The 16,010-nt window shown below is 58.3% G+C and carries 11 protein-coding genes; all 11 read right to left on the reverse strand.

Going from position 1 to position 16,010, the window contains the following annotated elements; all coding sequences use genetic code 11:
* Positions 1–42: 42 nt before the first annotated feature.
* The 11 genes from Tel_12270 to Tel_12320 all read right to left on the reverse strand — a co-directional run bounded on the left by Tel_12270 (position 43) and on the right by Tel_12320 (position 16,003).
* Positions 43–1,395 (reverse strand): AAA family ATPase, encoded by a 1,353-nt coding sequence (locus tag Tel_12270; protein ID ALP53846.1) that lies wholly within the window; start codon positions 1,393–1,395, stop codon positions 43–45.
* Between the two features lie 5 nt (positions 1,396–1,400).
* Positions 1,401–4,454: a hypothetical protein gene (locus tag Tel_12275; GenBank protein ID ALP53847.1), complete on the reverse strand. Its 3,054-nt coding sequence runs from the start codon at positions 4,452–4,454 to the stop codon at positions 1,401–1,403.
* The gene (locus Tel_12280) at positions 4,451–6,952 is read right to left on the reverse strand and encodes a hypothetical protein (protein ID ALP53848.1); all 2,502 of its coding nucleotides are present in this window, start codon (positions 6,950–6,952) and stop codon (positions 4,451–4,453) included. Before Tel_12280 ends, Tel_12275 begins: the two co-directional genes overlap by 4 nt.
* A gap of 2 nt (positions 6,953–6,954) precedes the next feature.
* Positions 6,955–7,767 carry a hypothetical protein gene (locus Tel_12285; protein ALP53849.1) on the reverse strand — a complete coding sequence of 271 codons (813 nt, stop codon included), beginning with the start codon at positions 7,765–7,767 and terminating at the stop codon, positions 6,955–6,957.
* A gap of 1 nt (position 7,768) precedes the next feature.
* Positions 7,769–11,563 (reverse strand): hypothetical protein, encoded by a 3,795-nt coding sequence (locus Tel_12290; protein ALP53850.1) that lies wholly within the window; start codon positions 11,561–11,563, stop codon positions 7,769–7,771.
* A gap of 23 nt (positions 11,564–11,586) precedes the next feature.
* Entirely contained in the window at positions 11,587–12,018 is a 432-nt protein-coding gene (locus tag Tel_12295; protein ID ALP53851.1) for a hypothetical protein, read from the reverse strand.
* 5 nt (positions 12,019–12,023) lie between these two features.
* Complete coding sequence (locus Tel_12300; protein ALP53852.1) at positions 12,024–12,323, reverse strand: type VI secretion protein; 300 nt, start codon at positions 12,321–12,323, stop codon at positions 12,024–12,026.
* Positions 12,324–12,343: 20 nt separating this feature from the next.
* Positions 12,344–14,134 (reverse strand): type VI secretion protein VgrG, encoded by a 1,791-nt coding sequence (locus tag Tel_12305; GenBank protein ID ALP53853.1) that lies wholly within the window; start codon positions 14,132–14,134, stop codon positions 12,344–12,346.
* 2 nt (positions 14,135–14,136) lie between these two features.
* Positions 14,137–14,823, reverse strand: a complete 687-nt coding sequence (locus Tel_12310) for a peptidoglycan-binding protein (protein ALP53854.1) — start codon at positions 14,821–14,823, stop codon at positions 14,137–14,139.
* A gap of 173 nt (positions 14,824–14,996) precedes the next feature.
* Complete coding sequence (locus Tel_12315) at positions 14,997–15,467, reverse strand: phage tail protein (GenBank protein ALP53855.1); 471 nt, start codon at positions 15,465–15,467, stop codon at positions 14,997–14,999.
* A 77-nt stretch (positions 15,468–15,544) separates the two neighbouring features.
* Positions 15,545–16,003, reverse strand: a complete 459-nt coding sequence (locus Tel_12320; GenBank protein ID ALP53856.1) for a phage tail protein — start codon at positions 16,001–16,003, stop codon at positions 15,545–15,547.
* Positions 16,004–16,010 lie beyond the last annotated feature (7 nt).

Here is a 16,010-nt window from a genome sequence, read left to right on the forward strand (position 1 = left end):
ACAGCCCAGCAAACAAAGACAATCTCATTGTTTTTCTGTTTTTCATACCTGTAAGGTCTTTCCTTCCTTGCGCAACTCTTTCACTACGCCATTGACCAGGTCTTCACTGGTGATCGTGTTGCGCTGCCCCTGCAGGGCACTGATGGCGCCGTAGCGCACCACATTGGTGATCGCCCCGCCGGTGAGTTCATAGCGTTCCGCTAGGCCGTGCAGATCCACCCCCTCGTCCAACAGGGCCTTGCCGTTGAGGGTATTCAGCCATAGACGGTAGCGCTGCTCGGCATCGGGCACGGGGAAATACACCAGCGACTGAAATCGGCGTGCAAAGGCCTCGTCGATGTTGGCCTTAAGATTGGTGGCCAGAATCACGATGCCGGGAAAATCCTCGATACGCTGCAACAAATAAGAAATTTCCTGGTTGGCGTAGCGGTCATGCGAACTTGACGTCTGGGTGCGTTTACCAAACAGGGCGTCGGCCTCGTCAAAGAACAATATCCAGTGTTTGCTTTGCGCCTGATCAAAGACATTGGCCAGGTTCTTTTCCGTCTCGCCGATATACTTGGAAACCACCATGGACAGATCGATACGATACACGTCCGCCCCCACATCGGCGCCGATCAGCGTCGCGGTAAGGGTCTTGCCCGTCCCCGGCGGGCCGTAAAACAGGCTGCGATAACCGGGCTTGATGGATTTCTCCAATCCCCACTGCCGCATGATGATGGCCGAGCCCTTGATCCAGGTCTTGATGTTGTCGATTTCGGCCAAGACCGGCGGCGCCAGCACCAGATCCTCCCAACCGAGGCGGGTGGTAATCCGTTTGGCGGGAAAGCTGATGCTGTAATCAGGTTTGTGACACACGCCGGAGGTGAAGCGGCTCAGATAGTCGGAGGCAATCAACAGCGCGCCACTGAGCAAGGGCTCATCGACATCGCGGCGCTCCAGGCGCAGAATGCCCTGGCGTGCGAACGGCCGGTCCGCGTCAAACAATTCCAATATTTCAAAGCGTCGGCTCAAATCACTGCCGGCCAGCAGAAACGCGGCGGTCTCACCGGTGGGCAGAAACCCGCCATGGCTCTTACCCTGCCAACCGCCGAACTCCGCATAGCCCCGATCCAAGTTCTTGTTGCGGATAAACAAGGTATCCAAGGCCTGGGGCTGCAAATGGGGTAGCAGTGCCAGGATAAGAATCAAGCGCGCATCGAAGTCCAGCGCATTTTCGCGCACCACACGGGCGTATTCCGAATCATCCGCCGTCAAATCCGGCGGTTCGATCGCCTGCACGTCCGCGTAATCGCAGGGCTGTTCGAAATAGAGACAAATGCGCGTCTCCAGCACACGGCTGAACCAATCGATCTCGCGCGCCAGGCTTACCGCGTTCGCGTTAGCTAAACTCATAAAACTCAGCGCCAGTCCACATAAATCACACGCTCCATCCAAGCATACTTGATCGTCGAATAACTCCACGGCAACTGGTCCAGCAACATGTCATACGGTTTGGATTCGACCAGCAAATGCCAGGCGTCATCCTTGAGCTGGAGCCGGCCCTCGCGCTGCAGAAAGGCTTCACGCAAACCGGCAACCGAGGTATTGCCCAGCGCCGTCCAGTTCTGGATCATGCCTTGCAGCAGTCCCAGCAGTTGTTCTGTCTCTCGTTCGGCCAGCGTAATCTCTCGCTCAATGGGGATCCCTGTCTTGACACCGCAGAGGAGTTTGTTCAACACCAATTGATATTCCGGCGCAGCGAGATTGCCGTTGACCAAAAACTGGAGCATGTGCACACCGCGCACCGCCGCATGGCGATCTCTGAAGGCAGACGCCTTGGTCAACCCGAGCATATCGAACACACGCGGCAGATAAGGGGCGGCCAGCACCACGCCGGCGTTATAAATATAAATATCTTCCAACACCGGGGGCTCCGGCGCCGACGACACGTCCACCTCGTTGATGACGCGAGGGTTTTCGCCTTTGGTAAAGGCAGGGCCGGAATCGATGTCGTTCAAGCACTGAATGGTGCGTCGAATCATCTCCCGCGTCGAGGGCAGACTGTCGGCCAGCAGCTGCTGCGAGATCGCCGCGACAAACTCCCCGGGGGCGTTTCCGGCCGCGCGCTGCATTAGATAATGAACAAGATGGGTGACAAAATAGCGTTGCTGAAACACCGGACCAAACTCGGCGACATAGGCGAAAATCGCCTGCCACTTGAGCACTGCCAGCCGGGCGCTGTCCACGCCCACGCCCATACCAGAACCGTAACAGGCTGTGGTGACGATATCCGCATACCGAATCAAGCGAGACAGATCGTTGACCCCGGCCGCGCCGAGCCAACGAATCAAAAGGCGCTCGGGCAATACGCGTACCAGGCGCTCAGTCATGCGTGCATCGCTCATCAACGTATTTAGAAGACGCCGGACCGCGCGTGGCTGACGCTCAAGCAAGTACTCACAGGACTGAACCAGGGCGTCGACCTCGACCTGGGTCGGTTGCTTATGCGAGCGCAGGTAAGTCGACACGACTTGCTCCTGGTCTTCAAAACGATCAGGCGCGGACTCGGCGTGTGGCGTCGGGGCGGCGTGCAGCCCCGCATGCTCCACCTGCGAAGACACACCGCTCGTGTACGCCGGAATCGCCTCAAAATCGATCAACTCGCCACGCACAATTTGCCTCAGAACCTGATAATAATAGGGCCGCCGTGCTGGGCTGCGTGCGGCGTATGACTCAAGCGCCTCGATGAGCGGCGACTCGTTGGCCCCGTCGCCCTGATGCATCAACCGTACGAAGGCAAGCACCAAGCTGCGCAGCGCAGACGTCGACCATGCGTCACTGGACAGCTCAGACCCGACAGCGCCGGCCTGCAGTTCACGCAACAGACGCATCAACAACTGGGGGGCGCGACGCTCCAGGGCGTCGATGGCCTCGTTCAAGGCTTCACCATGTTGCTTATCGTCACGGCTCAAGGCGCGGATCAGTTGGTCATAATGCGTGTAATCGGCCAACCACGCCTCATTTGTGGAACCCGGGTCCCGAGCATCCGCATGCGCCGCTGTATCCAGCTCGGTCAAAAGATGCAGCATCTGTCTGGCACCCGCATTGGACTTGGCTAAGCCCCTGAGCTGTGCAGAGAATTCAGCGGCCAATTCGTCCGGGCTCAGGTTATTGGCCGCGGCCGCCTGCCGTAACACGCTGGCGAGATAGGATTTTTTGTTGAAGCGGCTGCCCCGCTCCACCAACAAATAGGTCAGCGTAAATTCCCATAGCTGGCGCTTCACCGCCCGACGCGGCGGCGCAGGCTCACCCCGGGGTTGCCTGAACCAAACGGGTTGCTCCAATACCGTCGCCACGAAACCGTATTCCGTCGGCTGCATAAGCACCAATATCTGTTGCAATGCGCTCTCGGGAAAGCCATGGGCCAGCCGTTTGCGCACCACGGCACGCCGACCGTGTTGGTTCAGCACCTGTTCCAGCAGCCCGGCCGAATCGGTTAACACTGTTTGCCATAGCGCTTCGATAAGCGAGAAGTCCCCGGCGCAAATGGCGTCGGCCAGACGCGACGACGCATGTCGGTCGACGTCGTCGGCCGCTGCCACCTTGTTCGGCTGTGGCGCAGATTCGGCGAGCACGCGTGACAATACGGCTTGAAGCTGTGCCCCGCCCTGTGCTGCTCGGCCGCGCGCCAGCCGTTCGAGCCATGTTGACGTCTGCAAGGGCCAACGGCGCCACACAGGCAGCAGCGCCTGCACTAACAATTGCTGCACATCGAGCTGACGACCGCCCTTGCCAAGAAGCAACATGATCAGCTCGCCGACAAGCAATCGTTGTGCGTCGTGTCTAGAAACATCCGGGCCAACGGCGCTCAACAGTGTGTCCACCAGCTGTATGATATGGCCGGCCTGCGCCGGTGCCAGCAGCTCGATGAGTGTATACACCGTATGCGTTGGAAACTGAGTGACCAAGCGGTCGACTACCAGCTCGCGCTGCGCGGCTTGCTGTAAAAACGATTTGAAGGCCTGCGCTTGGGTGCGCAAGTAGTCGCTCAAGTGCTGCGCCAAGCGCTCCCCGTCTGCTGGACCCGCATACCATGGCAGATGGCCGTAGACGAGATAGTATTCAAGCAATTCGCGTCGGCCGGTGCGCCGGTCCAAGGCCTGCACGCCGGTCGACGGCCCATCATCAACTGACTGGCGCAAAGCGGCCAGCGCCTCCTCCAATTTACGCCGCAGCCGGCGCGGCAACTCGTCGCGGTAATCGTGATGGGGGACGACCCCGAGATCCAGTTCGATTGCCGGGATGCGCAATACCGCGTCCCTGCCTGCGGCGGCATCGAACACCTCTTCGACCACCTTCATCATTTGTTGATGGACGAAGCCATTGAGTTCCGCCTGCAGCGCGAAGGCGGTCTCCTGACAGTCGAACCCGACATGGAACTCGGCACTATGAATGAGATGACGCGAGTTCATGACGGGGGACGAATCCCACCCTCCTTGGGCGCACGATTTTCGAGTAAAAAGCGGATTAACTCCGAGGACGCCTGATTGATCGCCTTGGAGTCGGGCGTTGCGGCGCTTTTGAGAGACTGCCATTTCTCATAAAGAATCTCGAACTCGTAGAGCTTGTGAAACTCGAGCCAATAGAATTCAGGGTAGATATGGGGTGGCGTATTGATGCGTACGGTTTCCTCGGCCAACATGCGGAAGTGCTTGTTGGCGCAACGGGCAGTGTACGCGGGGAAGATGACACTGATCCGAAATGAGTAAAAATCTTCGCCTTCGGCCAGACTCATCCCGACGTGCCGCTCGGCACCGACGGGCCGCAGCAACAGGTGTTCGAGAATATGCAGACCTTCACTTTCAGCGTTCAGATGAAGCAAAAAATCACGCAAGGCACGCGCTGCTTGGGCACCTTCCTCCCGCTCGGAAAACGTGCCGAGATACCAGTGGCGCTCGTCATCGGAGAGGAAAGTGAGCTGATAATCCTGGCCTGAGGTAAGGCTGCCGAGTCGATAGCGGTCGAGATCAATTCCGCCGTGCAGCAGGACATCGCTGAGCAGATTGTTCTTCAAGGGAATGGCATCTTCGATGCGTGACCGGATGACGTCTATATCATCGGACGTGAAGGACGCCGGTGCCCTGACCCTTTCGAAACCGGCATCCGCCAGCTTGGTGGTATCGATGAACTCAAGCTCGGCACTACCCGTCTTCAACTGTTCGTAGACATGATGCTGTGTCAACTTCAGGCCTTGCTTAAGAATGGCCATGCTCAGGGCGCGCGGCGCGTGGTTGCGGAAGTTCAGCAGGATACTGACTCTGTGTTGGAGACCGGAACGTCCGCGCTGCGTCCATGATTCGGCGCGGTAATCGCTGCCGCCGGCACGATCCCGCCCCAACTCGACAACGGCACAGAGCAATTCGATCTTATTCTCTACAACGAGCTGTTCCAGTTCATCATGCCCGTAGTAATAATTAAAATGACGCAGGGAATGTTGAGAAAAGCTCTCGCCATACAGGGCCAGCAGATAATCAAGTAAGCGACTCTTGCGCTCCGGGTGATCATCGAACTTGGCCATGATGCGTTTCAGCGCCTCCGCGGCGCGCAGCGGGTAGAGCTCCTCCAAACCGGCGACCTGCTCCGGAGTCAAGGGTTGAATCTGATAAGAGGCCTGGTGCGCGTCATCGATGGAAAATAATCTGCCGATGTTGTCCAGATTGGCGAGATAATTGGCCATAAACTGTTCGAACAACAATAGATACGCCTTCAATTGCTTGGCACGCGCCTTAAGCGGCGCTGCCGCCGATTCGGGTAGGCCGTAGAAACCGATGCCATAGCTGGCGGGAAACTGTTCCTGAATCGAGGCATAGCTGCTTAGAAATCGCGCCTTGCCACGCGGCAGTTGATACAACTGCGACAAGGGCTGAACACTGGCGCGCGTCGAACGATATCGAAATGTCAATTCATCGAACTTGGCGCGCACATCCGCCATGGACACCGGCAAGACACGGCCGTTCGTGGTCAGGACGATCTGGACCTGCTCATCACGCTGAGGAATGAATAGATTGCAGGCGCTCTCCTGGCCGGCGCTTTCGATCACGTCGTAGTAGCGTTCTCCGTCGCGCTCCAGATAGACCTCGCGGACATGATCGACACCTTCGATAGAATTAATCACCGCATACAAAGTCGCCACCGGAAACTCGGCCCGGTCGCCGTCCAACTCCGCGTCCTTGAGCAGGCCGTGATCGGTGAACGGGCCGCAAAACACTTCGTCCAAGCCATCACCCTCGCGAACGGCCTGTTCGTAGCCAAACAGAGTGACCCCACCCGCAATACGTCGAGCGCAGTGGAAATAGATCTCGGCCATAATATCCACCGGGCGGCGCGCGCTGCCGACCTCGACCTCGGCGCGCAGGTGATAATCCTGGCCCGGCACGATACTCACATCGGCCACATCCTCACACAAATTGCGCGTGGTCTCATAAAAGCGCCGCACCTTCTCCACTACCGCGCCCCTTTCCGTCTCTTCTACGCCCTGCTCCAACTTCAGGGCGATACGGTACAGGCCGCGACAGACACCGTCCCGGCGCTGTCGTCCCGACAAGGCTACCAGCCAGACGTTATCCAACTCGCTCACTGCGTTGAGCAGGGCCTTGCGATAATCCAGCACCGTGGTCGGGCGGCAGGGGAATATACGCTCAGGACGATGCAGGGACTGACGCTCGAAATCGATCTCACCGCCGGCGCCGGCCAGATAGTCTTCCACCGGAAAACCCGCCCGATAGATGAGATCGGTGATGGCGAAGCACAGCTGTTCCAGGATGGTGACACCCGGATCGTGCAGGTTATAGTCGGTCCACTGTTTACCCGACAATTGCTGGGCCAGCGCGATGCCTTCACGGCGCAGGCTGTCGAAGCCGCTTTCCAGCTGCCGGCGCGCGCGCCGTTTGATGAATGGCGCTTCAGACATTATCAATCACCCTGAGCCTCATCCGGCGATCCTTGCAAGTCGGCCCAGGACTCGCTCATGTCATCGTCGAACCATAGCTGAGTCAGGTAATAGCGCACCCTTACACCGGCACCGTAATCACACACGGTGCGCAATTGGAGATAGTATTCCTCGCCTTCGCCCAGCCAGCGCAGTTTGATGCGATTGCCGCGCGACAAATAATAGGCCTGATGATACTTGATGCGTTTTTTGAGGTTGAGAAAATTAAACAGCCAGCCGCGCGGGTTGAAGGTATTCAAGGCCACCGCGTTCATGAGCGCATACTTACCCGTGCCCTTGTTGCCGGCGCCGGCCATCACCTCGAAACCCTGACAACCGCGCAGTGGCCCGGCGATATTGTGCCAGCGGCCGTCGGCCGGCACGCTGGTCTGATCGCCGGGATTGACACCGATGCGCCCGCGCGCCGCGACAATGCCGTTGACATCCAGCGCCCATTGCGGGTTATCCCGATTGACGCCGACACGCCCCCCGGGTCCCAGGACCAGCGTGGCGCCGGCCTCCTCCCCTTGTCCGGGCTGTATGAACCTGAGGGTATCGCGACGCTTGTCATAACTCACTGACCAGGCCGCCTGTTGTTCCGCGCTATTGCGGAAAAAGCTGATCAGACGATCATGATCGCCCACCAGGGAGATTTCAAAGCCGTTTTCCGCGGAACGATCGAAGCCTTCATCGATGGTATTGAGCGCGGAATCGATCAGATCACCGAATTGATCGGCGCTGGGCAAGGCGCCTTCGCGAAAATATCGTTTTAATGTGCTTCTATTCTTTTTCGCCATATTAACTACTTCCACTGATTATGAAGGTATTGCCGATTTCGAGTTCGTCTATGCCCGTCACCTCGGCCTCGATGCTGTGGGCAACGGGCATGGTTTCGATAAAGTGGTGCCGGGCCGGCAACATCAGCCCCCAGGGAAAACGCGGCCGAATCTCCATCTCCCGAAGCTGCTGTGCCTTGGCCGTATCGCCGAGACGGTAATGACCGGTGCCGTCGGTGGTGATATGCAGCATGGAAAAGTTGGTGACGAAGTCCACGTAGTCCAATTCGCGGATATAGGACTCCACATCCTTTTGGCGCATACTCCAGCCGAAGCGAGCCTGTTTGCCGACACGCCGCCACGGGCTTAGATAGTCGGAAATATCGCGGTCCAATCGATTTACCCCGGCGGCATCAACCAGGTCGGTGGCGAATTTCACTGTGCAACGAATCTGCACCTGCTCGTACGCCGGGTTGCGCACCTCAAGCTTGATAAAGGGTGAACTATGACGTCGCAGAAAATTGCGGATACGGGTAAGTTCCACCGAACTGATCATGGCCTGGGCGTTGCTCTGCAGCGTTTCCGCCACTTGCGGCACCACCACGATCAACACGTAGCCGGGTGCCGGTGCCTGCTGACGGCTACGCATGTTGGCGAAGCACTTGACCTTGGCCACAGCCGGAAACTGCTCCAGCACCAGGCGCTCGTAATCCCAGGGCACGGAGGCCCGGTTTTTATGGCGTAGGCGTTCGCTGAGCCGAGTTTTGAAGGCCGACTCATCTTCCCCCGCGCGACCGCCGAAGGCACCGCCCACCTGCCGGATCGCAGCGATGCCGGGGATGGCGCGCATGGGCTGCCATTTTGTCTGCAGCGCCTGGCTCGCTTCCGCCGCCTGTTTCCGCGTCAATTTCACCGCATTGGTATACACCGCATGGCAACTACAAAAACCATGCAACTCCTGCTTAGCGGACAAGCGCAGCCAGTAATGGTCGCGCGGCATGACGTGGACAGCGCGGCGGATATCGTCGGGGATACGCAGGGTGACTGTGCCGGAGGATAAAAAGCCGTTGGTGGTATCCGCCAGCACCTCGGTCGCCGCCAGTCGCTTCCAGTTGTCGCCCGTCAAGTAAAACCAGCTTAGTGGCGGCGTCTCGGCGGCCAACTCCTGGGCGTGATCCTCCGACAGGTGAAACAACAGGGTCAGCGTCCCCCGCAGTTGCCTTGCGCTCAGCCCGATAAATAGATTGCCCTGATGCGCATACTGCGGCAGCAACGCGGGCGGCTTGTCCGTGGCGGCGGGATAAACCGTTTCGACCCCGAAGGGGTGATGATGAAAGATCATCTCCCGCTTGCCGTCCTGGACGCCGCGCGGGTCCAGGGCCGGATTGATCGTGCCGCGGGCACGGTAATCCAGCGAGATCCTGTTGAGGACGGGGGTATAGGGCGGATTGGGGGTGGGCAGCGGCTTTTTACGGCGCGCATTCTGCGCCAACACCCAAGTCAATTGCGCCGGGTACTCTCTGTGACCGAAGGCGCCCTCGGGGCCGGTGAGACAGAATTTGAAAAAACCGTTTCTGCTGCCCAGATCATAATTGTAGTCATCTTCGCCGATGGCCGCGGAAAGTGGCTTGGCATAATGCAATACATTGACCTGCAGCTGCTTGTCGGCCTTAAGCCGCCCACTCTCTGCGTCGCTAGCGAATAGCGGCATCGCCTTATCGGCGTCCACCTCCCCCGGTTGCCAGTGGCCGTCCGCCAAGACGGCAAAGCCGCCCTTGAAAACGTCGTTATCATAGTCGCTTGGGTAACCCCGATAGTGTTCGGCAAATCCACCCGCCGCCTTGGGCAGCTCACCCCACTCCAGATTCAGACGCAGCTCGAGCAGTTTTTTCTGCGCCAGTTCGTAATTGCCGAAAATGAAATAGGCGTTTCCGCCCGGCAGCGGCCCAAACGGGGCGAAGGGTTTGGAAGGATCTAACTGACCATGATTGTTATATAGCAGCAGGTTGTTGATGCCAGTCACTGCCACATCGATATCCAGGGCTTTGACAGTCAGATCGGAAAACAGCGAATAAGGGTAAAAATGGGTTTGCGGATTGATGCAGCATTCAAATACCGGGTGCTCGGTTTGCAGACCCGTGCCATGCCGTTCCGAATCGTATGGGGCGATGGGATCCACGTCCTGCCCCAGGGTGAGACACACGCTGAATCCCAGGCCGTCGCCGCCCTTCGCCGCCGCAAGCGGGGTGATGCTGTAGTCCTGCACCGAGTGCCAGCCGTCGGCGGTGCTTAGGCGAATGCGAAAGATGCGTTTCAGCAGTTTATAGAAAAGGCCCTGACGATCCTGGGATAACAGGCTCTCGACCTCATCGGCCGAACCGCGCTGCAGCAAGGCGGTGGCGATATTGATGATCTTGACCTTGTTGGCGCGACTCAACCAGCCCTCCTGCGCGAGCAGGTAGCGGCTGAACAGGCGCCCGAATAATTTTCTGAAACCTGCCGCGTTGTGGCTGCGTGCCAACATAGCGACGAGGGTATCGGCATCGACACGAATGGTGTCCTGCAGGGCGATATCCAACTCGATACGGCGCACGCCCTCTTCCAGGCGCAACAACGGCGAAGCGACGGAAAAACCGATTTCCGCATCATCGGCCTGGCGTGTCGCGAGGCCGGCTTTCTCTTCGCCGAACAGCGGCCAGGGCGTCGCGCCAGACGCATGCGTCCCGGCTAACGGCGGCCGGCCGGCCTTGATGCGCGTGGCGTAACCGAGTTCGCTCTCGGGCGCCACCAAGTCGTCATGCTGCAGATAAAGGGTATACAAGGAGGTCACACGGGCGTCACTCAACCGCAGGTCGGTGTCTGCACAGTAGATCACATCGTTTAACTGGGCGTCCTTGCCGGCGCTGAATTCCCGGCCCGCTTCGATCATGGCGGCGGGCATACCCGCGGGTGCGTCCAGAACCAAGTGCACACTGTCGGGGGACGCCGCACGCGGCTTGGCCAGGAGTACCTGGCGATAATAAAAATCCAGGTGGCGCTTGGTAAATCGGTTAACCGCCTGCTGTGCTTTTTCGTACAAAGCGAGAAAAACCATGAACAGGCCGCTGGCCGGGTCATGCTGTTGACTGCCCAGACTTTCCTGCAAATAGGCGGGGGTCACCGTTTTCAAATAAGAAACAGCGTTGAAAAAAGCGTAAAAGGCGCTGCGCAATTGTGCCCTAACATCCTGATCACCGGCACCCGCATCAAGCTTGGCACGCGGAAACTGAAAAGCCTTGCCAGCCCGTTTAATCCCCCAGGCGGCGCCGAAACCGGAAAAATCGACCGCTGTGGTCGGTGCCTTCTGCCCATCCAAACGCCCGAGTATCTCCCCCACGGCGTGCAAGGCCGGCGCCAGTTTTTCCTCGACGATCGCGACCAGCTTCTGCTGCAAGGCCGTTCCCGACCGGCGACCGCCGGCGTCGAGCTTGCCGAGCCAGAAATTGACGCTGTCCGCCCAGCGCAGCACATAGGCGGCCAGCGGGCTTATATCGCCGTATGCCAACCGCAGGTATTCAGTCTCCATGCGTTTCAAATCGGTAGCCAATATCATGGCCATGATCACGGCCTCGTCGGCGCTGAACAGTTCGCCCCAGTTGCCGGCGATGCGGTTATCGAGATTGTAGTAGTTAACCTGAGCGGCGAACTCCGCGCCCATGGCCAAGAGCTGTTCGAAGACCAGCTCATCGACCTTGAAATAGCCCGGCTGCAAGGCGGGAGCGAGCCGGTCACGCCGGTCGGTCCCGTCACTGATCGCCATGTCGGACCACTCAAGCATGATCACACCCCTTGAGCCTGTCTTCACATGCGCACATGACTGCCCTCGATAAAATAAAACGGATAGACCACGTTGCTGCGGGTGTTGGTGGTCCGCACCGTATAGTTGAGTTCAAGAATGATCTTGCCGTCGTACACCGCGTCCGTATTGACGTCGATACTGTCCAGCCGAATTCTGGGTTCGAAAAACAGTACCGCCCGTTCCACCACATCGCGGATCTCGGTAATCGTGCTCTCATTGACGCTTTCGAACACCATGGCGTGGATGCGGCACCCGTAGGCCGGTTGCATGACACGCTCGCCGGGACGGGTGGAGAGCAGAATGCGCAGGCTTTCACGGATATCCTCCTCTTCCGAGACCATCTGTACCTGAATGCTGTCGGCGTGCTTGTGGAATTCGGGCGGAAACCCCCAACCGACGCCGAGAAACTTTTTGTCGCGTTCAAACGCCGACATGGGGCTTAACCTCCAATCATGACCGTGGCGGCACCCAGCACGATGCTACCGCCGTGGGCGGTGGTATCACCCATGCGCGCCGCCGGTTTCCCGCCGATCATTACCGTGGCCGAACCCTTGGCGATAGTGTCCGGCGGACCGACGCAGACGGCGGCGTCACCCACTACCGCCGCCGGCATTTTTTCAATCAACACGGTGGGCACGCCCGGACCGACCACCGGTCCGCCGACATGGGGAATAGGCGGCACGCCCGGTGTCTGCATGGGGCAGCTGTGCATATCGGTGAGTCTGGCGGCGGGTGGCATGTTTGCGTTCCTCGTTTTTTTTAGTTGATCATCACCATCGCGCCCTTGACCGTCGTCTGGCCCGAGGCGGAAATTTCGGCGCTGGCACTGCCCTTGGCGGTAAATCCCACATCTGCGGTGTTGTTCACATTCATGCCCTTGACCGATACATCCGCCTTGGAGCTGACGCCGATCTCGCCGGTGGCGTCCAGGCTGATCTTGCCCTTGGCGGTAATGCTGATGTCCTTGGGGCTGTCGAGCACGATGCCGCTCTCGCTCAGCTCGACCTTGTTGCTGTTCTGATCCTGCAGCAGGATCGATTTTTCATCGTCGCTGATCACGATTGTGTTGCCGGCGGGGGTCAGGATAGTGACCACCTTCTTGTCGTCGTCGAACTCGACTTTAAGTTCGCTCTTGGTCACCAGTGCCTTGGTGAAATTATCCGCGCTCAGATCATAGGGCGGAGGCAGTTTGCTGCTGTAGAGGCTGCCCAGAATGACCGGATTGGAAGGATCGTTGTTGAGATAGCCCAACACCACTTCGTCACCGATCTCCGGAATGAAAAAGGCGCCAAAACTATTCGAGGCATAAAAATTGGCCAGCCGCGCCCAGACGCCTTCGGACTCGGCCTGCAACAGAGGCAATGAAACCTGCACCTTGTGTTGCCCGTCGGGATCCGCATCCAGCTTTTTCACCACGCCGATCTGCAATCCCTCGACGCCCGGCAACAAACCAGCGGCCGGCGGCGCCACCAGGTCGCGCTGCTCGGCAAACCAGTCCGGTGCCATGCCAAACTCCACCGCGGTGACCCAGTTACCGTTGGCGATGTCATGGTTCACCGAACTCACGAAGACATTGCCGTTGAAGCGGTTGCCCACACCTTCCAACTCGATCAGCTCACCGAGCTTGGCCTTGGCACTGCCTTGGAACTTCATCCGCCCCCGAATACGCGCCAGCCCGGCCTTGATCTGCTGGCCGGTGGCCCAGTCCTTGAGCGCGCTTTTTTCCAACGGCGCCGCCGTTTGCAGACGAAAGTCGCTCAGGTTGAGCACCTTGGCCAGATCGGCCGCCGTCAGGTCGCCCTGCGCATTCAGGCTTTGCGGTTTGACCTGTTCCTGGACGATGGCCTGGTCCTTGGGGTCCCAACTGAAGCCGCTGACCTGACTCAACTGGCTGCGCGCGTCGAGATCGGCGTGAAACTCCATCAGGTCCTGGCCGTAACTGACCTTGAGCTGCGCGGCAGCATCGGTTTGCGGCGCTTTCACCGTGAGCTTGCCGTCCTCGCAGCAGACCAACAGGCCGTTGGCCTCGGCGCGGGAAAGCATGAAATCCCAGTCGGAACAGTAGTACTGCACCAGTTCCTTGTATTGCGTGGTGGTTGCCTCCACGTCCGAACTCAAACCGGAATAGTTGGCGATCAGCGTGGCAATGACGTCGCTGTCTTTGGCGTCGATATAGTTGGCGTTTTTACGGCCGACGCACATGGCCACCGCCGGGTCGCGGCATTCAATCACCAGACGGGAATAATTGTCGCCGCTGATCTTGATGCCGTGTTTGACGACAACCCCCTTGAAAATGCTTTCCTCGGAATCGCCGTAACCGGCCTTAATCTCGACTTCGCTGCCCGGTTTGAACTCATCGCCGTTGCTGACGGGGAAATCCTGCTGCGGCATATCCCCGTCCAACAGCACGATTTTGGCATACGGGATCTTATTGATGGTCTTGGTCACCGATACCGACACGAGCTGGATAGCCTCGTCGATCTCGCTGCCATTACTTGAAATGGTCAGCTTGATGACACCGTCGCTATTGGATAATGGAGACTCCGCCATAATTACCTCAAGGGTGGAAAATGCAGTTTGCTGCCGGGCGTGAGCGCACGGAAGTTGGTGATGTCATTGACCCGGGCCACTTCGAGGTAATATGAACTGTCTTTGTAGACGCGGTAACACAGCAATGGCAGGGTATCCCCCGCCTTGACCTCGATCACATGACTCAAATCGGGTGAAGAACGCTTGGCGCGCAGGGCCTCCTCCTCCTTGCTCATGAAGCCGGAAAAGGCCAGCTTGATCTTGGCGCGCAGGGGTTCGCCGCTGGGTTTGAACAGTGTGTACTCCACCGACATGGATTCCAGTCGGCCGAAGAAGATCAGACTACCCCACAACAAGCGCACATGATTGGGCTCGTGGTTGTCGCCGTCATATTTGTAGACGATATCGGTAAGCTCCTGGACCTGGGTCTTCACATCCTTGGCGCCCACCAACTGCACCACGCCGGTGCCGTCGATGACTATATCGAAGTTGACCTTTTCCGGCTTGATGCCGCTGAACTTGGCATCGGAACCCAGCTGTCCCAGCGCCTCTTTCTTGTTGTAGCCGATGGAATAGGCATGACTGTAGCTGGCGGGATTGAGCATGACCTCGAAGGCGGTACCGTCATCCACATTGACGTTGCCGCTGTCATCCACCGTGCACGGCGATATTTTCAGCTTCTTCTTCAATCCTGTACTGATACCCGCCATTTAGCGCTCCCGCACCTCGTTCAGACTATCCGCGATCATCTCGCGGCATTCTTGCATCAGCGCTTCTTTCAGTTGTTCCATATCCACGGCACGCTGTTCCGAGTCTTGTTGCGCGGGACCTTCGTCGCTGACCGTGGACTTGATAATCAGCTGCTTGACTTCGATAGTCATATTCAAATCATCCTGTTGGAATAGTTGTAACTTAGCTCGATTTTTTCGATGGCCACTTCGTTCTTGGTGGAGTTGAAGGGCTCCACTTCCCAATTGACGGGATAGGCATTGGCGAAGGACCAGGCGCGCACCGGCGCCTTGTTCTCATTCATCAGGTAGACCATCACCGGCATGGGCACGATGGGCACGGCGAAATCGGCTTCGAACACCGAGCGGCACCAGATCACCAGCGGCGAGGTTATTTTGGCGATACCGCGCTTCAATACCAGCCTGGGATGCTTCACCGACTTGGGCAGTTGGTGCACATAACGGTTTTCGCCGCCCTCCACGTAGGGCTCGGTCTCGATCTCGGAACCGATACCGCTCACCTCCTGAAACGAGGTATCCGACATACCCGCCGTGGCGGCGAAGACAACCTTAAAATAAAACGCGGAAGGCTGATAGCCGCCCGACGTCAGCGATATTCCAGCCATAGTTCCTCCCGGCGCAAAAACACAACAGGGGCGATGCGTAAATAACGCGTCGCCCCCCCTATTCCGTCGTTGCGCAGTTAAGAATTATCGATGGTAATCCCTTCGTGGGCGACCTCGATGGTCTCGATGGCCACCTCGTTGCCGTCCGCCTTGAGGTCGGTACCGGTAATCTTGGTCGGCCAGGCATTGGCCAGGGTCCAGACCATGGTCGGCGCACCGGCCTCGTCGAGCAGGCTGATGGTGACCGGCACACGCTTGATGGTGTTCATCTTGATCTGGTTAAACCAGTCCCAGAACTTATTATCCGACTTGAAGACGCCCTTCTTCATAGTGACATTGCTGGACTTCTTGATGCCCGGCATTTTGATGGTGGAAAACTCGGGGCTGTCGCCGTGCCGATACTCGATCGGCTGCGCCTCGATATCCAGGCCCGACACCTCCTGGAACGACATTACTTCGGAATCCCATTTCACCTGAAAGTAGAACTTCGGCAAGGGCCATACGGTTGTGGATTGTGCGGATCCGTCATCTGCCATGATACAT

The organism is Candidatus Tenderia electrophaga, from assembly GCA_001447805.1.
GTDB classification, from domain to species: domain Bacteria; phylum Pseudomonadota; class Gammaproteobacteria; order Tenderiales; family Tenderiaceae; genus Tenderia; species Tenderia electrophaga.

Excerpts from the sequence above, each read along its gene's own strand:
- Tel_12295 (ALP53851.1), bottom strand. The coding sequence starts at position 12,018 with ATGTCGGCGTTTGAACGCGACAAAAAGTTTCTCGGCGTCGGTTGGGGG.
- Tel_12270 (ALP53846.1), bottom strand. The coding sequence starts at position 1,395 with ATGAGTTTAGCTAACGCGAACGCGGTAAGCCTGGCGCGCGAGATCGAT.
- Tel_12305 (ALP53853.1), bottom strand. The coding sequence starts at position 14,134 with ATGGCGGAGTCTCCATTATCCAATAGCGACGGTGTCATCAAGCTGACC.
- Tel_12315 (ALP53855.1), bottom strand. The coding sequence starts at position 15,467 with ATGGCTGGAATATCGCTGACGTCGGGCGGCTATCAGCCTTCCGCGTTT.
- Tel_12285 (ALP53849.1), bottom strand. The coding sequence starts at position 7,767 with ATGGCGAAAAAGAATAGAAGCACATTAAAACGATATTTTCGCGAAGGC.
- Tel_12320 (ALP53856.1), bottom strand. The coding sequence starts at position 16,003 with ATGGCAGATGACGGATCCGCACAATCCACAACCGTATGGCCCTTGCCG.
- Tel_12275 (ALP53847.1), bottom strand. The coding sequence starts at position 4,454 with ATGAACTCGCGTCATCTCATTCATAGTGCCGAGTTCCATGTCGGGTTC.
- Tel_12290 (ALP53850.1), bottom strand. The coding sequence starts at position 11,563 with ATGCTTGAGTGGTCCGACATGGCGATCAGTGACGGGACCGACCGGCGT.
- Tel_12280 (ALP53848.1), bottom strand. The coding sequence starts at position 6,952 with ATGTCTGAAGCGCCATTCATCAAACGGCGCGCGCGCCGGCAGCTGGAA.
- Tel_12310 (ALP53854.1), bottom strand. The coding sequence starts at position 14,823 with ATGGCGGGTATCAGTACAGGATTGAAGAAGAAGCTGAAAATATCGCCG.
- Tel_12300 (ALP53852.1), bottom strand. The coding sequence starts at position 12,323 with ATGCCACCCGCCGCCAGACTCACCGATATGCACAGCTGCCCCATGCAG.